25 protein-coding genes are annotated in these 23,009 nt (G+C 66.4%); 16 read left to right on the top strand and 9 right to left on the bottom strand.

Features of this window, described 5'->3' with window-relative positions; all coding sequences use genetic code 11:
* Positions 1–28: 28 nt before the first annotated feature.
* Positions 29–790 carry a helix-turn-helix domain-containing protein gene (locus tag F3087_RS40890; protein ID WP_223885735.1) on the top strand — a complete coding sequence of 254 codons (762 nt, stop codon included), beginning with the start codon at positions 29–31 and terminating at the stop codon, positions 788–790.
* A 135-nt stretch (positions 791–925) separates the two neighbouring features.
* Here F3087_RS40890 and F3087_RS40895 read toward each other — a convergent pair whose 3' ends face one another.
* Both F3087_RS40895 and F3087_RS40900 read right to left on the bottom strand, forming a co-directional pair.
* Complete coding sequence (locus tag F3087_RS40895) at positions 926–2,494, bottom strand: FAD-dependent monooxygenase (RefSeq protein ID WP_263407279.1); 1,569 nt, start codon at positions 2,492–2,494, stop codon at positions 926–928.
* A gap of 1 nt (position 2,495) precedes the next feature.
* The gene (locus tag F3087_RS40900) at positions 2,496–3,644 is read right to left on the bottom strand and encodes an FAD-dependent oxidoreductase (RefSeq protein WP_150407557.1); all 1,149 of its coding nucleotides are present in this window, start codon (positions 3,642–3,644) and stop codon (positions 2,496–2,498) included.
* 78 nt (positions 3,645–3,722) lie between these two features.
* On the opposite strand from F3087_RS40900, the gene F3087_RS40905 reads away from it, so the two are divergent.
* The gene (locus F3087_RS40905; RefSeq protein ID WP_223885737.1) at positions 3,723–4,436 is read left to right on the top strand and encodes a TetR/AcrR family transcriptional regulator; all 714 of its coding nucleotides are present in this window, start codon (positions 3,723–3,725) and stop codon (positions 4,434–4,436) included.
* A gap of 13 nt (positions 4,437–4,449) precedes the next feature.
* Here the strand turns inward: F3087_RS40905 and F3087_RS40910 are convergent, their stop codons facing one another.
* Together F3087_RS40910 and F3087_RS40915 are read right to left on the bottom strand one after the other, a co-directional pair.
* Entirely contained in the window at positions 4,450–5,844 is a 1,395-nt protein-coding gene (locus F3087_RS40910; RefSeq protein WP_150407558.1) for an ABC1 kinase family protein, read from the bottom strand.
* 50 nt (positions 5,845–5,894) lie between these two features.
* Positions 5,895–6,554, bottom strand: a complete 660-nt coding sequence (locus F3087_RS40915) for a TetR/AcrR family transcriptional regulator (protein ID WP_191094394.1) — start codon at positions 6,552–6,554, stop codon at positions 5,895–5,897.
* A 243-nt stretch (positions 6,555–6,797) separates the two neighbouring features.
* On the opposite strand from F3087_RS40915, the gene F3087_RS40920 reads away from it, so the two are divergent.
* Positions 6,798–7,427 carry an SRPBCC family protein gene (locus F3087_RS40920; RefSeq protein ID WP_191094395.1) on the top strand — a complete coding sequence of 210 codons (630 nt, stop codon included), beginning with the start codon at positions 6,798–6,800 and terminating at the stop codon, positions 7,425–7,427.
* Entirely contained in the window at positions 7,424–9,004 is a 1,581-nt protein-coding gene (locus tag F3087_RS40925; RefSeq protein WP_150407561.1) for a flavin-containing monooxygenase, read from the top strand. Before F3087_RS40920 ends, F3087_RS40925 begins: the two co-directional genes overlap by 4 nt.
* 36 nt (positions 9,005–9,040) lie before the next feature.
* Here F3087_RS40925 and F3087_RS40930 read toward each other — a convergent pair whose 3' ends face one another.
* Both F3087_RS40930 and F3087_RS40935 read right to left on the bottom strand, forming a co-directional pair.
* Complete coding sequence (locus F3087_RS40930) at positions 9,041–9,886, bottom strand: alkylmercury lyase family protein (protein WP_150407562.1); 846 nt, start codon at positions 9,884–9,886, stop codon at positions 9,041–9,043.
* A 17-nt stretch (positions 9,887–9,903) separates the two neighbouring features.
* Complete coding sequence (locus F3087_RS40935; RefSeq protein ID WP_150407563.1) at positions 9,904–10,608, bottom strand: TetR/AcrR family transcriptional regulator; 705 nt, start codon at positions 10,606–10,608, stop codon at positions 9,904–9,906.
* Positions 10,609–10,757: 149 nt separating this feature from the next.
* Here F3087_RS40935 and F3087_RS40940 point away from each other — a divergent pair, with 149 nt between their 5' ends.
* A complete protein-coding gene (locus F3087_RS40940; RefSeq protein WP_150407642.1) occupies positions 10,758–11,351 on the top strand; it encodes a maleylpyruvate isomerase family mycothiol-dependent enzyme in 594 nt (197 codons plus the stop codon).
* Between the two features lie 82 nt (positions 11,352–11,433).
* Complete coding sequence (locus tag F3087_RS40945; protein ID WP_150407564.1) at positions 11,434–12,150, top strand: PP2C family protein-serine/threonine phosphatase; 717 nt, start codon at positions 11,434–11,436, stop codon at positions 12,148–12,150.
* A 40-nt stretch (positions 12,151–12,190) separates the two neighbouring features.
* Here the strand turns inward: F3087_RS40945 and F3087_RS40950 are convergent, their stop codons facing one another.
* Positions 12,191–12,586, bottom strand: coding sequence for a nuclear transport factor 2 family protein (locus F3087_RS40950; RefSeq protein ID WP_150407565.1), 396 nt, complete (start codon positions 12,584–12,586; stop codon positions 12,191–12,193).
* Positions 12,587–12,706: 120 nt separating this feature from the next.
* Here F3087_RS40950 and F3087_RS40955 point away from each other — a divergent pair, with 120 nt between their 5' ends.
* The 5 genes from F3087_RS40955 to F3087_RS40975 all read left to right on the top strand — a co-directional run bounded on the left by F3087_RS40955 (position 12,707) and on the right by F3087_RS40975 (position 15,859).
* On the top strand, positions 12,707–13,333 hold the full coding sequence (locus F3087_RS40955; protein ID WP_150407566.1) for a TetR/AcrR family transcriptional regulator: 627 nt from the start codon (positions 12,707–12,709) through the stop codon (positions 13,331–13,333).
* A gap of 289 nt (positions 13,334–13,622) precedes the next feature.
* Entirely contained in the window at positions 13,623–13,841 is a 219-nt protein-coding gene (locus F3087_RS40960; RefSeq protein ID WP_150407567.1) for a hypothetical protein, read from the top strand.
* 28 nt (positions 13,842–13,869) lie between these two features.
* Positions 13,870–14,178 carry a hypothetical protein gene (locus F3087_RS40965; protein WP_191094396.1) on the top strand — a complete coding sequence of 103 codons (309 nt, stop codon included), beginning with the start codon at positions 13,870–13,872 and terminating at the stop codon, positions 14,176–14,178.
* A gap of 264 nt (positions 14,179–14,442) precedes the next feature.
* The gene (locus tag F3087_RS40970; protein ID WP_150407569.1) at positions 14,443–14,937 is read left to right on the top strand and encodes a beta-class carbonic anhydrase; all 495 of its coding nucleotides are present in this window, start codon (positions 14,443–14,445) and stop codon (positions 14,935–14,937) included.
* A gap of 487 nt (positions 14,938–15,424) precedes the next feature.
* Positions 15,425–15,859, top strand: coding sequence for a 2-isopropylmalate synthase (locus F3087_RS40975; protein WP_150407570.1), 435 nt, complete (start codon positions 15,425–15,427; stop codon positions 15,857–15,859).
* A 61-nt stretch (positions 15,860–15,920) separates the two neighbouring features.
* On the opposite strand, the gene trxA is transcribed toward F3087_RS40975, so the two are convergent.
* Positions 15,921–16,295 carry a thioredoxin gene (gene trxA, locus F3087_RS40980; RefSeq protein ID WP_150407571.1) on the bottom strand — a complete coding sequence of 125 codons (375 nt, stop codon included), beginning with the start codon at positions 16,293–16,295 and terminating at the stop codon, positions 15,921–15,923.
* 275 nt (positions 16,296–16,570) lie between these two features.
* Here trxA and F3087_RS40985 point away from each other — a divergent pair, with 275 nt between their 5' ends.
* The 4 genes from F3087_RS40985 to F3087_RS41000 all read left to right on the top strand — a co-directional run bounded on the left by F3087_RS40985 (position 16,571) and on the right by F3087_RS41000 (position 20,438).
* The gene (locus F3087_RS40985; protein ID WP_223885738.1) at positions 16,571–17,650 is read left to right on the top strand and encodes an isocitrate/isopropylmalate dehydrogenase family protein; all 1,080 of its coding nucleotides are present in this window, start codon (positions 16,571–16,573) and stop codon (positions 17,648–17,650) included.
* 125 nt (positions 17,651–17,775) lie between these two features.
* Positions 17,776–18,693 carry an ABC transporter substrate-binding protein gene (locus F3087_RS40990; RefSeq protein ID WP_191094397.1) on the top strand — a complete coding sequence of 306 codons (918 nt, stop codon included), beginning with the start codon at positions 17,776–17,778 and terminating at the stop codon, positions 18,691–18,693.
* Positions 18,694–18,696: 3 nt separating this feature from the next.
* Positions 18,697–19,656: an amino acid ABC transporter permease gene (locus tag F3087_RS40995; protein WP_150407573.1), complete on the top strand. Its 960-nt coding sequence runs from the start codon at positions 18,697–18,699 to the stop codon at positions 19,654–19,656.
* Positions 19,657–19,685: 29 nt separating this feature from the next.
* Positions 19,686–20,438: an amino acid ABC transporter ATP-binding protein gene (locus F3087_RS41000; RefSeq protein ID WP_150407644.1), complete on the top strand. Its 753-nt coding sequence runs from the start codon at positions 19,686–19,688 to the stop codon at positions 20,436–20,438.
* Positions 20,439–20,564: 126 nt separating this feature from the next.
* On the opposite strand, the gene F3087_RS41005 is transcribed toward F3087_RS41000, so the two are convergent.
* Entirely contained in the window at positions 20,565–21,485 is a 921-nt protein-coding gene (locus F3087_RS41005; RefSeq protein WP_150407574.1) for a LysR family transcriptional regulator, read from the bottom strand.
* A gap of 71 nt (positions 21,486–21,556) precedes the next feature.
* Between F3087_RS41005 and F3087_RS41010 the strand changes: the two genes are divergently transcribed.
* The gene (locus tag F3087_RS41010; protein WP_150407575.1) at positions 21,557–22,912 is read left to right on the top strand and encodes an FAD-binding oxidoreductase; all 1,356 of its coding nucleotides are present in this window, start codon (positions 21,557–21,559) and stop codon (positions 22,910–22,912) included.
* The last annotated feature ends 97 nt before the right edge of the window (positions 22,913–23,009 follow it).

Here is a 23,009-nt window from a genome sequence, read left to right on the forward strand (position 1 = left end):
TATGCCCGTTGGCCGCCAAGCTCCGTCGATGTCGCGGTTGTGGCCGTCGGGCGGCGCTCATCTGTGGCCGTCGGGCGGAACGAGTTCGGTGCATTCCCATCCGCGTGGGCATCTCGTTTATGCCGCTCGCGGCGTCATATCGGTGCACACCGAACGCAGTACGTCGATCGTTCCGGCCAATCGCGTCGCGTGGACTCCGGCCGGGATCACGCACTATCACCGTGCGCACGGCGACACCGATATGCGGATCGAATTCCTGCCCGGTTCGCTGGCCGCGTTCGTGCCGGACCGTCCCGTCGTGTTCCTGGCATCCGAGCTGGCCCGCGCAATGCTGCTGAATCTCACCGGCCCGCGCAATGACGACCGCGACGACGATCGCGCCGCCCGCGCCCGACTGCGCCGCGTGCTCGTCGACGAACTACGCGAGGCCGACGAGCAGCCGCTGCAACTACCGGAACCGCACGACGACCGATTGCGCGCCGTCGCCCAGCTGCTGTACGAAAACCCCTCGGACAACACATCATTGGCGGAACTCGGGCACACGATCGGGGCCAGCGGTCGCACCCTCAGCCGCCTCCTGCGCAACGAACTCGGCATGACCTTCTACGAGTGGCGCACTCAGCTGCGCATCTATCACGCACTCATCCTGCTCGCCGACGGCCACGACACGACCCGGGTCGCCCACGCGTGCGGGTGGGCGAACCCGAGCGGTTTCATTACCGCCTTCACCGGCATCATCGGCACCACGCCGGGTCGCTACCGTGCTGCGGGACTGAGCGGAAACCGTTGAGCCCTAACGGAACCCATCCACCCTCGGTAGGTCGAATTTCCCTCGCCCCGCAGTGAACAGCCGAGCCGGACTTCGCCGCCCAGCCGTCGGTGGTCAAGTCTCCAATGGCACAACGCAGTTGGTCGGCGCGAATCGTCACACGCGCTTCTGGAACCCGGCGGAGGAAAGGAAGTGTCCGGCGGCAACGAAACCGGAAGAGCGCCGCCGCTTTCGGCTCGCCGGACTGCCGAACCACTGGCCGGCGGCGTGCTCGAACTCGGCACGATCAGGGCCCTGATCGCCCACCCAGGCCACGATGCCGTCAGGTCGGATGAGTACGGCACCTGCCCCGAGATCGTCGTGCGCCGATCCGGCAACATATCGAATCCGATTCTCCCAGAGCATGACCGAATCGTGCAGCGACCGGTCGACAGTGAAATCGAGCACGACGCCGCGCCCGTCCTGCATCAGGTCGCCGAGCCGAGTGCCGTCCGCCGGCCGGAACTCCGGGGCGCTGCGGCCGACCAGCGGATGCTCGCTGCCGAGGTCGTAGCGGATCGATGAGCCAGACAACTTGCCGAACACGTAAGTCGTGCCATCCCGGGTTCCCAGCAGGTCGCGAACCACCTGCTGAACCGCCTGCCGATACGGATCCGGCCGCATGACCGCTGCCTGCGCGCGCGACCAGTCAAGTGCCCAGGCCCCGATCGGATAACGCTCGCCGGTGTAGGTGTCGAGCAGTCCGTCCGGCGCGGACCCGTGCACCGTCGCCGCCAACTTCCAGCCCAGGTTCATCGCGTCGCCGAGGCCGAGGTTGAGTCCCTGTGCGCCGAGCGGAGAGTGGATGTGCGCGGCGTCGCCCGCGAGCAGGACACGGCCCTGCCGGTAGGTCGTCGCCTGCATCGCTCGATCGGTGAACGTCGAGGTGAGGTGGACGTCGGTCAGCGTGACATCGGTGCCGGAAATCCGGCGCAGCACCGTCTGGAGATGGTCGAGCGACGGCTGTTGCGAGCGATCGAACGCGCCGCCGTCGAAGTCCATCATGCCGATATAGTCCGTCGCCGGGGTCCGGAGGTACATGCCGGTCGGCGTCGGGTTGAAGCCGAGGTTCAGCTTCTCCGGATCGGCAATAGTCGCGAGCGCTACGTAGCCGGTGAGCTGCGGCTCGGTGCCGACGAAGGCGAAACCGGCGAGCCCACGCACAGTGCTGCGACCGCCGTCGCAACCCACGACCCAGCGTGCCGCGTATTCGTCCGCGCCGGCCCGCACGACCACGCTCTCGTCGTCCTGCGCGAGGTCGGAAACCGTTGCGCCGCGTACGATCTCGACGCCGAGCCGCCCCGCCCGCTCGGACAGCACCGATTCGACTGCTTCGAGGCTCGTCAGTACACCGTGCAGCGCCGGGCTCGGCAGCCGGAACGGCAGCGCGGTGACGTCGACGTCGGCCGGGTCGAGCATCAGGCCGGCGAAGTGGCCGACGCTGCGCGGGGCCGCGGATTCGCCGGTGCCGGGATCGGCACCCGATGCCTCCAGCAGCGGGGACAGCATGCCGCGGCGATAGAACATCTCGACCGACGCGGCGGACAACCCGCGCACCCCAACGGGATTCGCTTTGAACGGGTTCCGCGTCTCTGTCTCCCGCTCGAGCACCAGGACCGAACAGCCCGCGCGGGCCAGTTCACCGGCGAGCAGCAGGCCGACCGGCCCGGCGCCCACGATCACCACGTCATGCACGCGAGTTCGCCGTTCCGGCATCATCGTTGAAGAAGTCGGTCATGCGCTGGGCCGGGTCGCCGCTGTCGAACAGGCCCTCGAAGAACTCGACGGCCTCGGTGGCGATCTCGGTGCTGCGCGCGAACATGGCCTGCTCGTACTCGGCGAGCGCGGTCTCGACGCTATCGGGATGTGCGGCAAGGGCTTTGCCGAGTTCGGCACCGTCGAGCATGGCCAGGTTGGCGCCTTCGCCGTTGGGGGCGCAGAGGTGGGCGGCGTCGCCGACCAGGGTCACGCCCGGCAGTCGATCCCATCGGTGGTCCAGCGGCAGCGCATAGTGCGGGCGGTGCACCGGGGCGGTGTCGGTCTCGGTGATCAAGGCGGTGAGTTCCGGTGCCCAGCCGTCGAATTCGCGCGCGATCCGGTCGGTGGCCGCAGCCGCGTCGGCGAAATCGATGGTGGCGAACCAGTCCAGCGGCCGGGCGAGCACCGCGTAAGTGTGTACGGTGTCGCCTTTTTCGTGGTGCGCATGGATCTCCGTGCCCGGGGTGGGCGCGAACATCCCGCCGCTGCCAACGGCTTTCGCGGCCGCCGGGTGGCGGGTGCCGGCCTCGAAAAGGTAGGTCTCGACGAAGGATGTGCCGGTGTATTCAGGTGTGGCGGGGGAGAGCAACGGCCGGACTCGTGACCATGCGCCGTCCGCGCCGACCAGCAGATCGGTGACGATGCTGCTGCCGTCGGCGAAGGTCACTTCGTAGCCGCCTTCGCCGAGCGCGCGGACATTGCCGACTTTGCGGCCCCACTCGACCGTGCCTGCGGGGAGCGAGTCGAGCAGCATCTGGCGAAGCTCGCCGCGCTGCACCTCGGGGCGCCCGCCCGTGCCGTCGTCGGGCTTGTCCAGCAAGACGGTCCCGTTCTGATCTAGGACCCGGATCGCCTGGCGACCCGCCAGGATGATGTCGCGGAACTCGTCCGTCAGCTCGGCCGCCTCGATCGCGATCTGGCCGTTGTAGTCGTGGATGTCGAGCATGCCGCCTTGCCGGCGCGTGGTCGGGGAGGCTTCGGCCTCGTAGACCGTGGCCGGAATGCCGTGGACGTGCAGGACGCGGGCCAGCGTTAGTCCGCCGAGCCCCGCCCCGATGATCGTGACCGGTGTCGTCATGGTGGATCCTTTCCGAAAGTCGCGATGGAACGCCGTTCCATGGGATCCATGTTGGAACAACATTCCAGACGTGTCAAGATGGACCTCGTGGCGACCAAGAAGCAGCGCACCGAACGACGCACCGACGCGCTCTCGAAAGAGCGGATCGTCGAGGTGGGCATCGAGCTGCTCGACGCGACCGGCGAGAGCGGTCTGACCTTCCGCGCGCTGACCGAGCGCCTCGCCACCGGACCCGGGGCGATCTACTGGCATGTCGCGAACAAAGGCGAACTGCTCGCCGCCGCCACCGAGGCCGTCGTCGCCACCGCGCTGGCCGCCGAACCCGCCGCGTCGCCGGACTCGCCGCCCGACGCGATCCGCGCCGTCGCCCTCGGCCTGTTCGACGCCATCGACGAACACCCTTGGCTGGCAACACAACTCGGCATGCAGCTGTCCCGCAGCCCCTCAGGTCCGGTGACGCCACAGATCCTCGAAAGCATCGGCCGCCAGGTCCGCGCCCTCGGCGTGCCAGAGGACAGCTGGTTCAGCACGGCAACCGCGTTGATGCACTACATCTTCGGCGCGGCAGGCCAGTACACGTCGAATGCCCGAGTCCTCGGCGCCGGCGTCGACCGCGCCGAATTCCTCACCGCCGTATCGAATGCCTGGGAAGAGCTAGATCCCGACACCTACCCGTTCACCCGGGCCGTCGCGAGACAAGCGCGCGACCACGACGACCGCGACCAGTTCCTCGCCGGAATCGACCTCATCCTCGCCGGCATCACCGCACTCCACCTGCCCGCCGCCCCCTGAGTCACCGGCGTCGCTACCCTTGGGAGGCGAGCCAATGCTGTTCCAGCACACCGAGTTCCGTGCGGGGCGGGTCGCCGTAAGCCCATTCCCGGGCGATGCGATGCCAATTGCCGCCCGCTCGGAGTTTGCCGAGGAGGGCGAGGGTGCCGTATTCGACGCGGCGGGCGAAGGCGTGTTCGGCGGGGGCGTATTCGCGGCGCCAGTTCTCGAAGTGGCCGCGGCGGGGGTCGATGAGGGCGAGGATGGAGGTTGCGGCGGTGTCTTCGGCGATCTTGATTTCGGCGTCGGTGAGCAACCAACCGGAGACTTCGTACAGCAGGCGCAGGCACTCGTCCGAGGTGGCGGGTGAATCATGTTCCAGCAGTCCGTATTCCACGAACAGGGCGCGCAGGTCCGCGCTGCGGTACTCGGTTGCCGCTCGGATGCAGGCGATTTCGAATTCCACCGCCGTCTCGTCCATGTGCTTGAACAGGCCGAAATCGAGGAAGATGACCTTGCCGTCGCGGGCGAGCAGGATATTGCCGGGGTGCGGATCGCCGGTGAAGCGGCGTTCGCGCACCATCGATCCCAGGTAGAAGCGAAGCAGGATTTCGCCGACGCGATTGCGCTCGCTGTCGGCCATCGCGACGATCTCGTCGAATCGGTGACCGTCGACCAGTTCGGTGACCAGCACACGGGCCGTGCACAGCTCCGGAAAGACTTCCGGGATGCGAATGAACGGATGGTCGCGATAGGTCTCCGCGACGACCCGGTGGTGTTCGGCTTCGATCCGATAGTCGATCTCATCGGCGAAATGGCCGGCGATTTCCCGATAGATGGCGTGATCGGCCAGCGCGGGGGCGACGGTGCGCACCATGCGCATCACCAGCGTGAGGTTCTTCAGATCGGCCCGGATCGCGATATCGATTCCCGGGTATTGGACCTTGACCGCCACCGCCCGGCCGTCCGCGAGGCGGGCGCGATAGACCTGACCGATCGATGCCGCGCCGATGGGCTGTTCGTCGAATTCCGCGAACACCGTATCCAGCGGGCGTTCGTAGTCGGCCTCGATGACCGCCCGCATCCGCGCGAACGGAACGTGCGGTGTCTGGTCGCAGAGCACAGCGAGTTTGCGCTGGAACCGTTCCCGCTGTCGCGGCGGCACCGCGTCGGTGCCGAATACGGCCAGCAGATCGAACATCGACAGCAACTGCCCCGCCTTCATGGCCAGACCCTTCATGCTGCCGAGCACGGTGACGATGTCCTCGGCCGCGTCGACCAGCGCGCGTTCGGTCCGGGCGAGATGCTCCTCGTCGCTATCGCGCACCATCGACAAGGTGACGCCGACGCCACGCACGGCCTGGTCAGCGACCAGTTTGCCCAGCTTCGCCCCGCGTCGAACCCTGGAGGTGGGGATGTCCTTCGCCACCGAGACCCCTTCCGCGACGGTCGCCCGACATCAGCAGACGTGGGCGTCGACTAATTGTGCTGTAGCCCAGGGGTGAGCACCGCCATCGCGGTCTCGATATAGCGCCGTCGCTCCGGTTCGCCCTCGCCCTGCAAGGTCCGCATGACCGGTGGGATGGTCAACGCCATCAGCATCCAGGCGACGTCGGCGGTATTCAGCTGGTCGCGCAGCACGCCGGAATCGACTGCGCGCGAAAGGAAACGGTCGACGGCGGCGGCGAGGATGCCGCCGAGCCCGAGCAGCCGGGCATTGAGTTCGTCGTCGATGCCGGGCAGTTCGAACAGCAGCGCCTGCATCAGCGCCGGGTCGGATTCGGCGATGCGGCACATCCGATCCACCGCTCCGGACCAGGTCTGCACCAGCCGGCCGACGGTGACCTCCTGCTCGACCGTGCCGGGTTCGAATACGTCGCCGGCGATCTCGGTGAGCAGCCGGTCGAGGCCGTAGTCGACGACATCGTCGAGGATTGCCCGCTTGCTGTCGAAGTATCGGTAGAAGGTGCCGTAACCGATGCCGACCTCGCTGGTGATGTCCGCGGTGGAGGCGGCCGCATAGCCCTTGGTCGTGAAGACCTGGTAGGCGGCCTCGATCAGCTCGCGTCGCCGCCGCTCGGTGTTCTGTTCGTCGCGTGGCCGGCCGGGACCGCGGACGCGCTTGGCTGGTTCGGTCATCCAGCACATCGTATGCGGCTGCGCACGCATTTCCCGCGACGCGGCGCTGGTTCCGCTACCCCTTGCGCCACCGTCTGAGACGGTTTAGTTTAGTGACGTACTTGTCGATTAATTGACCGCTGGTGAACCAGCCCAGCTGTACCGGTCCGACGCACGACAACGAGGGAGTCTCTCGATGGCCCAACCCTGCCGCCAGCAATTACGCGATGACTTCGTCAGCTGCCACCGGACTCGGAGATGGTCATGAGCATTGCTTCGTTCCTGCACACTCAGCACGCCCAGCCGCCGGTTGACGATTCCGTCTTCGACACCGCCGCGCTGGTTTTCACCATCGAGTCCGTGTTCGAGGCGCCGCGGCAAGCGGTGTGGACCGCGCTCGATGACGACCGCGCGTGGAGTTGGCTGCCGTTTCCGTGCGTCGGGGTGCGCTACCCGTCATCGGCACGCGGGGTCGGCGTGGTCCGGGAGATGGGATCGGTGTTCGCGCCCTTGCGTTTTCTGTGGGTGGAACACGAACGGTTCTGGCGCTACGAACCGAATCAGCGCATCACCTTCGGCGTCGTGAGCGGGAACTGGAGTCAGTATCTGCTGGTCCGGCAGTACGCCGAGAACATGACCTTCGCCGATATCGGCAGCGGCCGGACCAAGGTCGTCTGGACGGTCGCGGTCACCCCTCGGCTGCCGCTGCGATTCTCGACGTGGTTTCCGCCTATCTGGCGGGCGGCTTATCGAATCGGCGGGGTGGGCCCGCTGTTCCGGCGGCGTGTGGCCGCGGTCGCACGTACCGGCGGGGCATCGACGCTATCGATCACCACGAATGGAAAGACTTCGGCCGGGCCGAGTAGCCGACGGTCCGAGGAAGGTGCCAAATGAGCGAAAGCATGGAATTCACCCCGCAATACGAGGTGGTCGTGATCGGCGCGGGCCTCGGCGGCATCTGCGCCGGGGTGAAACTGCAAGAGATCGGCATCGACAACTTCCTCATCGTCGACCGCATCGCCGGTCTCGGCGGTACCTGGTACAGCCACAGTTATCCCGACGCCGGATGCGATATCCCCAGCACCACCTATCAGTTCTCGTTCGCGCGCAAACCCGACTGGGACCGGTTGTTCGCCAAACGCGACCAGATCCTGGCGTACCTGGAGCAGGTCGCGGCCGACTATGATCTGCCGCGCCGAATGCGGTTCCACACCACCATCGTTCGAGAAGAATGGGACGACGACCGCGCGCTGTGGCGGCTGCACACCGAATCCGGGGAGACGATCACCGCTCGCTTCGTGATCAGTGCCGTCGGCGCGTACATCAACCCGAAAACCACTCCGGACATCCCCGGACTCGCTTCCTACGCGGGTGTTTCCATGCATCCGGCGAACTGGAATCACGAATACGATTTCACCGGTAAGCGGGTCGCGATCATCGGCGTCGGCGCGAGCACCATGCAGATCGCGCCGAAGCTGGCGCAACAGGTTCAGCGGCTCGACATCTATCAGCGGACCCCGCAGGTCTATCTGCCGAAACCGGATTTCGTCCTGCGCCCGTGGATGCAGCGGTTGCTCGCGCTGCCCGGTGGTTCCGCGGTCGCCAACGGCATCGCCCAGGTCACGGTCGACGCGCTGTTGCGGGTCGCGGTCTTCACGCCCGCGCCGCTGTGGCGCGCCGCGTCCCGACTGGTCGACTTCGCCGGGCGCAACGCCTACGCCGGTTGGGTGCGAATCAAGGTGAAGGACAAGAAGATCCGACAGGAATTGCGCCCCGGATTCGGCATCGTCTGCATCCGCGGCGGTGCGGGCGGCGACTACCTGCCGACGCTCAATCGGGACAATGTCGAGCTGATCACCGCGGGCATCGCGGAAATCACACCGAACGGCATCCGCAGCGCCGACGACGCCGAACGCGAGATCGATGCCCTGGTGCTCGCCACCGGTTACGAGGTCTTCTCCGACCCGGAAAGCTACAAACCCGGAACGGTCATCGGGCGCGACGGATTCGATCTCGGCGTCTTCTACAACACCGAGGAACTCAAGGCGTATTACAGCACCTCGGTGGCCGGCATCCCGAACCGCTTCATCATGGTCGGTCCCTACTCCTGGACCGGGACCGCGTTCCACTATTTCGTCGAGAACGCCATGCGCCACATCGCCACCGTCATCGACGAAACCCGCAGCCGCGGCGCCACCACCGTCGAGGTTCGCCCCGAAGCCCAGGAGCGATTCCATCGAGAAATGCTCCGTAGCGGCCGAAATCTGTCTTTCTACCTCGAAAACCGGTGTGCGGGCTCCAACAGCTACTTCGTCAACTCCCAAGGAAAGTCTCCGTACATCCGCCCGTGGTCGTTGCTGAAGACCTATCGCAAGGCAGTCCGCTTCGATCGGGACGACTACAGCTACCGCCACGTCGTCGAATTCGACGATGCCACGGATGCACCGGCTGTTGAACTCGCCCGGGGCTGAAATGCGCTGGCGGGCATAGGTTCCCGCGAGGCGTGGTCAGCGCCAGCGGAATCGGAAGAAGTTTCCGAGGCCGTTGCGCCGCCAGTCGCGAATCATTCTCGGTGTCGGCAGCCAGAACGTGTCCACTCGAGGAAGCCCGCGCCGCGTCGTCTCGACGAGGCCGAAGCGACGCAGGTTGCGGGTTACCCGCAGAAGCGGGAATTCGGGCTGGTAGTCGTATTCCAGGCGTTTCCGGCCGAGGAGGTCGGTGATCAGGTGCGACATCTGTTCGGGTGCCCGGGTTGTGCCCTTGATCTCGGGATGCTCGCTGCGCCATTGGTCGGCGGCCTCCTCGGAGGCGAAGAAACTGTTGTAATCGCACCAGCCGACGACCCGGTGGGGCATCTCGCGCAGCGGGTATCCGAGGTGCACGCGAAGGGTTTTCGGTTCGTAGTCCAGCAATATTCCGTCGCGACCGATCAGGCGAACGGGTCGGCCGGTCTGCCGGCATACGGAGTCCACGATCACCTCCGATCCGGGGAACTGGCCGGATATCGCACAGGCCTCGACCGCGCATTCGGCGAACCAGCGCTGGACGCCGTCGACGGTTATCCGATAGTGGTTCGCGAAGGTGGCGAACGGGCGCGCGTAGACGAGTTCACCCGCCGGCGGCTGCGGGGTGGCCAGCGGTTCGTCCTGGAAGACGGGGCTGCCGGCATGTTCGTCGTCTTGTCGCGCGACGCAGATCGCGCCTTCCAGATCCCGCAGATCCGCAGCGAGTTGCTGGTCGGATACCGCGAACTGTGCACGCAGTTCGGCGATCGCCGGTGCGGTTCCGGTGCTCCGGACCTGGTCCATGATTCGATGCCGGATCGCTCGTGCGCGGGTACTGAGTTCTGCCATGGCGGCCTCCTCGATGGTCAGGATTGTTCGCGGAAACCCATGCCGTGCATGACGGTTCGTACGTGGCCGCGGAAGAGTTCGTCCGGGTCGGCGATCAGCGCGGCGATGCTGCCGAACGTTTCACCGGCGATGAAGCCGAGGACGGAGGCCCAGGCGTTGACCAGGATGCCGGGGACCGGGGTGGGCTCCATCGAGTCGCCGCCGAGTAGCGGGCCCGCCGCCAGCGCCGGAACCAGGGTGGCCGTGGGATCGGCGGCGCCTTGCGCGACCGCGGCCAGGTATGGCGTCGCGACCGCGGCCATGAGCCGGCCGGCGGCCGGACCGGTCTCCTCGGGGTGCGCTTGGTAGCCGGGGATCGGGGTTCCGTTGATCAGGGCGAACTCGGCGGGGTTGGCCAGCGCCCAGCGCCGGGCCGCCGCGCAGCCGGCGCTCCACTGTTCGGCGGGCCCGGTACCGATCTCCTGTGCGGCGGTCATCGCGGCCGTGAGCGCGTCGTATGAGTCGACGCACAGGGCGGTGATCAGCGTCGACTGGTTGTCGAAATAGCGGAACAGCGCGGCGGGGGACATGCGCATCTCCCTGGCGATGCCGCGCAGCGACAATCCGCCCGTGCCATCGGTCGCGAGTTGTTGCCGCGCATGGGATTTGATCTCGGCGATCGTCGCGGCCCGGCGTTGCGCCCGCCTGGTCGGCGGCGTGTGGTCGGCGGTGGTCTCCGGCACGGCCTGTTTCCTTCCCGCGGGTAGTTACCGCATGATTGCGCGTGTGTACAGTGATCACTGTACGCTATGTGATCACTGATCGCATTTATCGATCTACGGGAGGTATCACGCAGGTGGGAAGGGGTGCTGTGAAAGAAGATGTGCGCGCAATGGTGGCGCGGGAGCGGGCAGAGCTGGCGGACCTGCTGGGCACGCTCACCGACGAGCAGTGGAATACCGAGTCGCTGTGCGGCGGATGGCGGGTTCGCGATGTCGCCGCGCATCTGCTCTACGAGGTGACGCCGCCGCTGACCTATGCGCTGGAGACGCTGCGGGCCGGTGGATCCTTCGACCGGATCAATGCCCGCTATGTCGAGAGCTGGCGGGACAGGCCGATCGATGAACTGCTCGCGGCCTTCGAGACGACCCGCCGCGGCGGATTCCCGACCCGGGTTGCTCCTCGAATTGCCCTCGCCGACACGTTGATTCATCACCAGGACATCCGGCGGCCGCTGGGTCTGGCCCGGACAGTGCCGGCCCCGCGCCTGCTGACGTTGCTGCGTCATCCCGACCCGTTCTTGCGTCCGGGGGCGCGCATGCGCGGATTGCGTTTCGCCGCAACCGATGTGGACTGGAAGCACGGGAGTGGGCCCAGCGTCGAAGGTCCGGGTGAGGCCATCGTCTTGGTCGTGGCCGGTCGGCCGGCCGCGTTGGCCGACCTCCAGGGTACGGGCGTCGACATCTTGCGTGGGCGTCTCGGGTGACCTGTGCTGCCCGCCCGATGGTGGTGGTGCGCAGCGGGAATTGTCCGATCGACGTGCGGACTCGGTGTGTCAGAATTCGCGGATGGGTGGTCCCGTGATCGACGTCGCTGTAGGTAGTGACATCGGCAAGCGCTATTCGGCGAACTTCGATGTCACCTATCTGCGTGCGCAACCGCTGCTGGCGGTGGTGGCGGACGGTATGGGGGATGGGCCGGGTAGCGCGGCTGCGGGGCGGACTGCCGTCGAGATGTTCGTCGACCATGTCGCACGTGCGGAAGATCCCGGGCCGGACACGTACCGTGCTGCGGTCGCCGCAGCCGATGCTCAGGTGAACCGAATCGGCCAGGAGTTACGGAGTTTGGCGGGATGCACGCTGACCGCCATGGTGGCAACGCCGCATGGCTACAGCATCGTGCAGATCGGTGACTCGCGCGTGTACCGGTTGCGCGACGGCCTGCTCGAACTGTTGACGACGGATCACACGATGGCTTGGCTCGGTGCCGTGCACGGTTGGTATCCGTTCGATTCTCAGCAGGCCGCGGCGGCGCGGTATCACCTGACCCGGTACGTCGGACGCGGCGGCGCTCCGGAACCCGACGTGCTCAGCGTGACGCTGCGACCCGGCGACCGTTATCTCCTGTGCAGCGACGGTGTATCCGAGCAGGTCGGCTACGACGATCTCCGGATCTTCCTCGGCCGCAACGCGGCAGCGCAAGCGATCGTCACCGATCTGCTGAAAGCCTGCGACCGAGCGGGCGGAAACGACAACGCTTCGGTCATCGTGCTCCGCGTCGACTGATCGACCGAAATCGGTTACCGCTGAACAGTTCCGGGTTCGATCACGCGATCTCGGCGGGCGCGGCCAAAGCGGCCTGCATCGCGACACCGTCTACATAGGAATGCTTTTCGCGCACCGCGCCGTTCTCGACCAGCACCAGATCGGCGAGATCCACGTCGACGGCGGCGCCGGTGATCGAGGTCCCGGTCAACTTCCACTGCACGACCCAGAAGTCCTCGCCGACCCGCAGATTGATCTGCTGGAACGTGAGATCGGGTACCAGCGCGAAGGTTTGGGCCGCCGAGGCGCGAATCTCATCGCGCCCGCGCGCCGGTTCACTACCCGAGTGCAGATGGAAAATCGAGTCGGGAGTGTGCAATTCGACGATCCGGTCGGGATCGCGATCGGCCCAGCAGGCGTGGTAGCGCTCGAACAGATCTCTGATGGCTGCAGACATGAGCAGAAGTCCCTCGCAAGATACAAACAGGATGACTGTATGTAAAGGTAGAATCGGTCGCCCCGTGCCGTGCCGGGATCGATGACGAAATCCGGTGCTGCCCTAGACTTCAACGTCGCCATGAACGCAGACCGCCGAACCCAAGCCGAACGCTCGGCCTCGACTCGTGGCGCGGTCATCCGCGCGGCGCGCGAACTGTTCGGCCGGCACGGATATGGCGCGGTCAGCACGGTCGCCGTCGCCGAGGCCGCAGGTGTCAGCCGCGGCGCGCTCTACCACCAGTTCGGTGAGAAGCGCGACCTGTTCGAGGCGGTCTTCGAGGACCTCGAACGCAGCCTGGTCGAGGTGATCGGCACCGCCGTCGCCGAGGCCCGCGCCGCCGACCCGGTCGCCGGCCTGATCGTCGGCTGCCTGGCCTGGCTGCAAGCCTCGACCGCCCCGGAGGTGCAACGGATCGCCCTCCTCGACGGCCCCGCCGTCCTCGGCTGGCGCCTGTGGCGCGAGATCGAACTCCGCCACACCATCGGCCTGGTCGAAAACGCCCTGGCCGGCGCCATCGCCGCCGGCCGCATCCGCCCCCAACCCGTCCGCCCCCTGGCCCTGCTCATCGTCGGCGCCCTCGACGAAGCCGCCCAATACCTCGCCCACTCCGAAGACGTCCCCACCGACACCCGCGCCCTCCACGCAGTAATCGAACAACTCATCTCCGGCCTAGCCGTCGACCCCGAACCTCGACAGCGCGGCTGAGGCTGCGCCAGGGAACGCTCGACGTACTGCCAAGGAATGGGCCGATGACTGCCAACGTTCCGGATTTACTTTTTGCCGTAACACGCGAGGGATAAAGTCCGTTGTGTTACAACACATTTGCCGCAGAAGGCGCTGGAATTTCAGGTTGCCGCGGCCTATCGGGAGGGTTTATATGCATATCAAAGCTCGGCGGCTCGCGCTGTCGGCAATTGTCATTGCGGCGTCGGCGATCACCTTGGGTTTTCCCACTGCGACCGCGGCTGCCGATCCAGGACGCTGCGGAGTTTCCGTGTCGAGTGGGATCGATACGGGGAAGCAGGTCGCGAGTTTCATCTATCTCATGCGTAACGACTGCTCGGTGGGTGCGAATTTCCGGGTCTACCAGTACACGCTCGGTCGGGACGCGCAGGCCGGGAACGGTCAGACCTGCAAGTGGGTCAACGCCCACGACACGGCGACCTTCTGGGATCCGGTCGGTGACCAGACATGGCAACCGCTCAGCTGCTGAAAACTGATCCACCCCAGAAGGAATGACAGTGAAAAACATCAAGCGCGTAGCCGCGTCGGTTGCCGGGATTACGGCAATCGCTGGAATCTTCGTCATCGCCGCACCGACCATCGCCCAGGCGGATCCCGGTCGCTGCGGGGTCTCCGTAGAAGGTCCGGCCAACTCCGGATCCCAATGGGCATACTTCGTTCGGAACGATTGCTCCAGCAATATTCAGGTCAAGGTTCACCTTTACAACCTCGACAAAGACACCTCGTGCCACTGGATTGTGCCCGGTGAAACGGTCGCCTTGTTCTCGAACTATATCGATAATAACTGGCAAGCGGTCGCTTGCTGAGGCCGATCGACCGCTGAGGATGCGTCGAGCTCGTCTCCGGCCGGCTCGACGCATCGGAGCGCCATGTCCAAGCGCTGACGGAGTACATCAAGGGTTGGCAGCCGTGATCCTGGCATTGGCAATGTGAGGTGAGCTTGTGTCGCTCTCACCACGCCAGTAAACGAATCACGGTGAGCGGGACCGGTCCGCAATGCGGGGCGCGCTTCTATCGTGGGCCACGCCACATATAAGCCGCCACGCATGACTAGCGCAGGGGACCAACCGATGACTGTGACCGACGAGTACCTGCAGAACAACGCTACCTACGCGAGCACCTTCACCGGGCCGCTGCCCTTGCCGCCGGCCAAGCAGGTCGCGGTGGTCGCGTGCATGGACGCCAGACTGAATGTCTATGGCGCGCTGGGTATCAACGAGGGGGAGTCGCACGTCATCCGCAACGCGGGCGGCGTGATCACCGCGGACGAGATCCGGTCGCTCGCGATCAGCCAGCGCCTGCTCGGCACTCGCGAGATCATCCTGATCCACCACACCGACTGCGGCATGCTGACTTTCACCGACGACGACTTCAAGTCCTCGATCCAGCAGGACGTCGGGATCAAGCCGGAGTGGGCCGCCGAGGCGTTCTCCGATCTGGAAACCGATGTGCGGCAATCGATTGCCCGCATCGTCGCCAGCCCGTTCGTGCCGCACAAGGACTCCATCCGCGGCTTCATCTTCGACGTGGCCACCGGCAAGCTGAACGAGGTGCTCGCCGACTGATCCGCACGCACGTCACGAGATCCGGGTCCACGGACCCGGATCTCGTCGTTTCACCACCCGACACGCCGCCCGGACACGCGCTCCCGACATGTCGGCTGCGTGACACGCGGCTGAACATGTGCCGCACGGCACCGGCCGTGATCGGCCGAACTGTCGCCCAGAGCCCCCTGAGCTGCACGAACGCTACCGGCCGGTAGACAAATCGGGCACCGAATATGGTTGCTATTGCGCTCGGATGTCCCTATCCTCAAGCGCGTGTCGATTCCCGCCGCCCGCCTCAGCGCAGCGCTCAATGTCGCAGACCGCGACAGCGCTGGGCTAATTCCGCTTACCGCGATGGTGGCGGCGCGGCGACTTCTCCTCGTAGTAACCCGCCGTAGCGGGGTCTGATTCGGACCGGCCCCCTCGCTGCGGGCTGAACGACTTGTTAGTGCTGGTCCCCTCTGTCAACTGAGCCACGACATTCCTCGGGAAGACCTACTTTCAAATGACAATCCTCACTCTCGATACCCATGCCTTCCATGCTGCCGCGCCCAAGGGCCTCCGGCACGAAAGCGCCGAACTCACCCCGGCGCAATTCCACGACCGCTACTGCGAGCACACCGGGCCGATTCGGCTCGGCGACTGGTCGCCAGCGGGTAGCCGCACCGCCGATTTCGCGGTGACGCTGGAATTCGCCGACCACCTGCGCACGGTCGTCGCGTCCGGCAGCCTCGTGGCGGCGATGACCTCGGCCCTCTACGAGGAGGGCTACCACGTCGAAATCCTGCAGTTCCACCAGCGTCGCACCAGCGAAGGCACCGCGACCTTCGTGCAGTGCGAATGCAACGGCAGGCGGGGCTGGGGTGCGGCACTGGCCGACGACAGCTCCGAATCGACCGTTCGCGCGATGATTGCCGGCGTCAACAAGCTCGGTAGCTGACCGACAACAAAAGGGCCGTTCCGCTCGGTTGAGCGGGACGGCCCTTTTCGGTTCGGCGAGATTACTGCTCGGCGCCGGCCTGCTGCTCGGCGAGCTGCTTGCGCACCTCGTCCATGTCCAGCTCCTTCACCTGGGTGACCAGGTCTTCCAGCGCGGCGGGCGGCAGGGCGCCGGGCTGCGCGAACACCAGCACGCCCTCGCGGAAGGCCATGATGGTCGGGATGGAGCGGATGTTGGCGGCGGCCGCGAGCCCCTGCTCGGACTCGGTGTCGACCTTGCCGTGCACGACATCGGAGTGCTTCTCCGAAGAGGCCTCGAAGGTCGGCGCGAAGCTCTTGCACGGGCCGCACCACTCAGCCCAGAAATCGACGAGTACCACGTCGTTTCCGGTGACTACCTCATCAAAATTCTGCTGGGTCAGCGTCTGGGTGGCCATGACGTCCTCTCGTATACGGTGTGCCAGCTACAACGCCGACAGTTCCCTATATCTTCCACGGCCGAAGGCGCGCGGACATTACTCACCCGCGATCATCGACCGTCCTTACTAGGGTTCTTCCCCGGCAAGCGCCGCCTGACACCCCGGGATCCGATCTCCAGAAAATAGCCATCCGCGAACACGCGGTGGGCCGGTGCGCCGACCCGCTCAGCGCGGCGCGAAGATGAGGCAGTGAACGAGTGTGGCGTGCGACCCATGACAACAGGGCCGAAGTCGTGACCGAATCGGCATTGCGGCTCGGCCTCATCGACGGCGACGGCATCGGACCGGAAGTCGTCCGCGCCGCTCGGCAGGTCGTCGACGAGGCCGTCTCGGCGGCCGGCGGCGCGCCGATCGACTGGGTGCCGCTGCTCATGGGCCACCGGGCCATCGAGGAACACAGCGACCCGCTGCCGGAATCGACGCTGACCGCGCTCGACGGCGTGGACGCCTGGATCCTCGGCCCGCACGACAACGCCGCCTACCCGGCCGAACACCGCACCGCGGTCGCGCCGGGCGGCGCAATTCGCAAGCGGTTCGGGCTCTACGCCAACATCCGCCCGGCCCGCGCGTTCACCGGCATCCGGGCGACCGCGCCGAAAATCGACCTGGTCATCGTGCGAGAGAACAGCGAAGGCTTCTACGCCGATCGCAACATGTTCGCCGGATCGGGCGAGTTCCGCCCGACCGAGGACGTCGCCATGATGGTCGGCGTGGTGACCAGGCAGGCCTGCGAGCGGATCGCCCACGAAGCGTTCCGGCTCGCCTCGGCCCGGCGCAAACGGCTGACCATCGTGCACAAGGCCAACGTGCTGCCGATGACCATGGGCCTGTTCCGCGACGTCTGCTATGAAATTGCCCACGCCTATCCGGGCGTCGAGGTCACCGACGAACACGTCGACGCCACGGCCGCCCATCTGGTCCGCGCCGCCGCCGACTACGACGTCCTGGTGACCGAAAACCTCTTCGGCGACATCCTCTCCGACCTCGCCGGCGAACTGAGCGGTTCGCTCGGCCTGGCCGCCTCGCTCAACTGCTCGGCCACCCACGCCATGGCACAGGCCGTGCACGGCGCGGCGCCCACCATCGCGGGGCACAACCGGGCCAACCCCGCCGCGCTGCAACTGTCCTCGGCAATGCTGTTGCGTTGGTTGGGGACTCGCGATAGCAAAAGCACACTGCTGCACGCCGCGGAGCGGGTAGAACGAGCCGTCGCGGCCACGTTCGAAGCGGGCATCGCCACCGCGGACCTGGGCGGACTGGCGTCGACCAGCGAGTTCACCGAACAAGTTTGTGCTAGGGTCCACCGCCGGTAGTCAGAGTGTGCTAGCCCGGAGTGTTCAGCAAGGAACGGATGAAAGTTCCGTTACTGTCCAGCACGAAGCGTCTCGGTCGCTTAGATTGCCAACGGGTGGTGACACCCGGGTTTCTTGAATCCGAAATGTGGAGGGCTGCTGTGTCTGTTCGATCGGTTCTTGGCAGGCGCGCCCTGCAGGCGGTGTGCGTACTCGCCGTAGGCGCACTTGCCCTGACGGGCTGTAGTAATTCCGAAGACTCCGGACCAGCGGTCGAGAAGGTGAAGGTCGACAAGGTCGACTCCATCGCGGCGCAGCTCCCCGACAAGATCAAGCAGTCCGGCAAGCTCGTTGTCGGCGTCAACGTTCCGTACCAGCCCAACGAGTACAAGGACCCGAGCGGCAAGATCGTCGGCTATGACGTCGACTTGATGGATGCCGTCGCCGCCACCCTGGGTGTGAAGGCCGAGTACCTCGAGTCCGCCTTCGAGAAGATCATCCCGACGATCCAGGCCGGCACCTACGACGTGGGCATGTCCTCGATCACCGACACCAAGGAGCGCGAAGCGCAGGTCGATTTCGCGACCTACTTCAACGTGCGCACCCAGTGGGCGCAACAAAAGGGCAAGCCGATCGACCCGGACAACGCCTGCGGCAAGCGGGTGGCGGTGCAGGCCACCACCATCCAGGACACCGACGAGCTCCCGGACAAGAGCAAGAAGTGCGTCGCCGAAGGCAAGCCCGCCATCGACATCAAGTCGTTCGAGGAGCAGAGCGCCGCGACCAACGCGCTGGTGCTCGGCCAGGTCGACGGCATGGCCGCCGATCTGCCGGTGACCGTGTACGCGATCCAGAAGAGCGACGGCAAGATCGAGAAGTCCGGCGCGGCGTACGGTGCCGCCCTCTACGGCTGGGCCACGCCGAAGGGCTCGCCGCTGGCCGCCGTGTTGCAGAAGGCCGTGCAGAGCCTGATCGACAACGGCAAGTACCTGGAGATCGCCAAGAACTGGGGCGTCGAGGAAGGCGCACTCACCAAGTCGGTCGTCAACGGCGCAACGAGCTGATCGATGACGTCGAACGAAACCATGCCGGAGCCCGGTGACCCCGGGCCCGGCGGGGCAGACCTATCCCAGGAACCGGAACCGATCAAAGCGGTTCCGCTGCGCAGGCCCGGCCGGTGGATCGCCGCCGCGGTCATCCTGGTTCTCGTCGGACTCTTCATCTACGGCGCCGCGACGAACGACGCCTACCAGTGGTCGACCTACCGCAAGTACCTGTTCGACAGCAGGATCGTCAACGGTGCGGTGGTCACCCTCGAACTGACCGTGCTCGCCATGGCGATCGCCGTCTCGCTGGGCACGTTGCTCGCGGTCATGCGGTTGTCCCCGAACCCGGTGCTCCGCGCCGCGGCCTGGGTGTATCTCTGGATCTTCCGTGGCACACCGGTTTTCGTGCAGTTGGTGTTCTGGGGCCTGTTCCCCTCGCTGTACAAGCACATCGTGCTCGGCATCCCCTGGGGCCCGCACCTGATCGACCTGGACGTGCAGAGCATGCAGGCGGCGTTCACCTTCGCGGTGATCGGCCTCGGCCTCAACGAGGCCGCCTACATGGCCGAAATCGTCCGTGCCGGAATCAATTCCGTCGGTGAAGGGCAGCGCGAGGCGTCGACCGCGCTGGGCATGTCCTGGAGCCTGACCATGCGCAGGACCGTGCTGCCACAGGCCATGCGGGTGATCATCCCGCCGACCGGCAACGAGCTCATCGGCATGCTGAAGACCACCTCGCTGGTCACCGCACTCCCGCTGAGCACCGACCTCTACGGCCGCGCCCGCGAGATCTACGGGGTGAACTTCCAGCCGATTCCGCTGCTGCTGGTCACCGCGACGTGGTACCTCGCGATCACCAGCGTGCTGATGGTCGGGCAGTACTACCTGGAGCGCTACTACTCGCGCGGCCTGTCCCGGCAGCTGACCGGCAAGCAATTGCAGGACCTTGCCGACGCCCAGACGATTGTGAAGGCGAAATGAGCACGGACAGCGTCAAAGACGCTCAACCCATGATCCTCGCCGACCGGGTCTGCAAGAACTTCGGCGCATTGCAGGTACTCAAAGGCGTCTCGCTGGAGATCGGCCGCGGCGAGGTGCTGTGCGTGATCGGGCCTTCCGGCTCGGGCAAGTCCACCTTCCTGCGCTGCATCAACCACCTCGAAGAGGTCAACGCCGGCCGGCTCTACGTGGACGGCGAACTCGTCGGCTACGAGGAGAAGAACGGCAAGCTCTACGAGCTGCACCCGCGCGAGGCCGCCCGGCAGCGCCGCGAAATCGGCATGGTGTTCCAGCATTTCAATCTGTTCCCGCATCGCACGGTGCTGGAGAACGTGATCGAGGCGCCGACCCAGGTCAAGAAGGTGCCCAAGGCCGAAGCGGTGGCCAAGGCGCAGGAGCTGCTCGATCGAGTCGGCTTGGCGGAGAAGGCGAATGCCTATCCGGCGCAGCTGTCCGGCGGGCAGCAGCAGCGGGTCGCCATCGCCCGCGCGCTGGCCATGGACCCCAAGTTGATGCTGTTCGACGAGCCCACCTCGGCGCTCGACCCTGAACTGGTCGGCGAGGTGCTCCAGGTCATGCGCGAGCTGGCTCAGTCGGGTATGACCATGGTCGTGGTCACGCACGAAATGGGTTTCGCGCGTGAGGTTGCCGACAAGCTGGTCTTCATGGACGGCGGTGTGATCGTGGAGGCAGGTGCGCCGCGCGAGCTGCTGGCCAACCCGCAACACGAACGCACTCGAGCATTCCTGTCCCGGCTGCTCTAGGGCGGCCGTTCCAGGGGCCTGTACGTCTCACCGAGCGTCCATGCGGTCCGCGGGGTCCAATTTGCCCTTGCGAACCGCATGGGCGCTCTGTGCGTCTCACAGGGCGTTGCGAGCCATGTGACGGATTCAGGTGGTGGGGCGCGAAGTACTCGCTTTGCCGCCCAAGGCGATACGTAGTTGGCCCAGCAGCACTTTGGCGGCCGGCCCTGCCGGACGGTCGGTACGCCAGACCAGAGCGAGTCGCCCGCGCAGCTCGGGTTGCGTGATCCGGATCGTGCGGACGCCGAACGCTTTTGCCTCGTCCGGCGTGAGCCCGGGCACGACGGCGGTGCCGAGGCCTCGGGAAGCGAGTTGGAGCAGCAGCGGGGGAGCGGCGGCTTCGAACGCGACGTTCGGTACGAATCCCGCTGCCGCGCAGGAGCGTTCGAAGACGCCGCGGAGTCCGGTGCCGGGCGGCAGGCAGATCAGCGAGTGATCGCGGAGTTCGATCAACGGGATGTCCTCGCCGAGCGTCCGATCGCCGGCGGCGACCGCGGCCACCACCGCGGTTTCCAGCACCACATCCACTCCGATGCCGGAATCCATTGGTGCCCCGGTCATTCCGATCAACGCGACGTCCAACTCGCCTCGGCTCAGTGCGGCGAGCATCTGTTCCGAGGTGTCCTCGGTGAGGCTGATGCCGACCTCCGGATGGTCGTCGTAGAAGTCGGCGAGGACGGACGCGACGTCGAGCTCCTCGGTCGCGGCGCCGGAGATCAGCCCGACCCGCACATGCCCGCGCAGCAGCCCGGCGAACTCGTCCACGGTCTCGGTGATGCGCTCGGTCGCGTCGAGCGCGGCCCGTGCGTGCTTCAACACCGCCGCCCCGATCTCGGTCGGTGTCACCGTGCGCCCGCCGCGATCGAGCAGTTGCTGCCCGAGCTCGCGTTCCAGCTGACGGATCTGCGCGCTCAACCCGGGCTGCGCCAGGTGCAGGCGGGCGGCGGCCCGGGTGAAGTTGGCTTCCTCCGCCACGGTGACGAGATAGCGGAGCTGACGCAGTTCCATAACTGATGATTCTAGCTTCCAGAAGAACTATCTGTTGTACTTCTAGATCAGCGCGGAGCATCGTCGAAGGCATGGCAAACAACGCAGAAAACCTCACCGACACCTTCACCGGCCCCGTCTTCCGCCCGGGTGACGCCGGATATGACGAGGAGATCGCCGGCTTCCAGACCGCCTACGCGCACCGGCCCGCGCTGGTCGTCGGCGCGGTGCACGCTGAGGATGTCCGCGCCGCGGTGGAATACGCTGCGCGCCAGGGTCTTCCCGTCGCGGTGCAGGCGACCGGGCACGGGCTGTCGGTCGCGGCCGACGGCGGCGTGCTGATCAGCACCCGCCGCATGACCACCCTCGAGATCGACCCCGACACCCGCACCGCCCGCATCGGCGCCGGAGTCCGCGCCGGCGCCCTGGTCGAGGCGGCCGCGGCACACGGACTCGCGCCATTGAACGGCTCCTCGCCGTCGGTCGGCGTGATCGGCTACCTGCTCGGCGGCGGAATCGGCCTGCTGGCAAGGGAATTCGGCTACGCCGCCGAGCAGGTCCTGGCCGTCGAACTGGTCACCGCCGACGGCCGGGTGCGCAGGCTCGTCCCCGGCGACGAACTGTTCGGCGCGGTCCTCGGCAGCGGCGGCAACTTCGGCGTGGTCACCGCGCTCGAGCTGGGCCTGCTGCCGGTCACCGAGGTCTACGGCGGCCAGCTCATGTTCGACACCCCGCTGGTCGAGCAGGCGCTGGATGTCTGGAAGCAGTGGACCACAACGGTTCCCGACGAACTGACCTCAACCGTCGCCATGCTGGCTTTCCCTGACATCCCGCAGGTCCCCGCCCCGCTGCGCGGCCGCTACGTCGCCTCGTTCCGCATCGCGTTCAACGGTCCCGCCGCGGAAGGCGAGCGCCTGGTCGCTCCGCTGCGCGCGGTGGGCGATCGCCTGAAGGACGACCTGCGGACGATGCCCTACACCGAATCGCACACCATCCACAGCGACCCCGACCACCCGCACGCCTACGCCGCGACCAACGCGCTGCTCAGCGAGCTGAACGGAGAAACGTTGTCCGCCTTGCTCGCCGCCGCAGGCCCGAACTCCGGCGCCGACGCGGTCGTCGACATCCGCCACCTCGGCGGCGCACTGAGCCACCCGAGCCGGACCGGCACCGTCGTCGACCATCGCGACGCCGCCTACATCGTCCGCGTCATCACCGACCCCGACGACGACACCGCCGCCAAGGACAAGATCCGCACCGCCCTCGCCCCGTGGACCATCGGACACAGCCTCAACTTCCTCTACGGCGCGGGCGCCGACGCCGACGAGGCTCAGACCCGGGCCGGCTACACCGCCGACACCTACCCCCGCCTCGCGGAACTGAAGGCAAAGTACGACCCGCACAACATGTTCCGCTTCAACCGCAACATCCGCCCGGCCGCCCGCTGATCCGTCGCCCCGGGAACCTCTCCTCCAGCGAGGTTCCCGGGGGGTTTTTCGGTAGTGCCTCGGCCACCGCTCGTCTGCTATCTTCGTGATATCACTT

This window comes from Nocardia colli (genome assembly GCF_008704205.1).
Classification (GTDB): domain Bacteria; phylum Actinomycetota; class Actinomycetes; order Mycobacteriales; family Mycobacteriaceae; genus Nocardia; species Nocardia colli.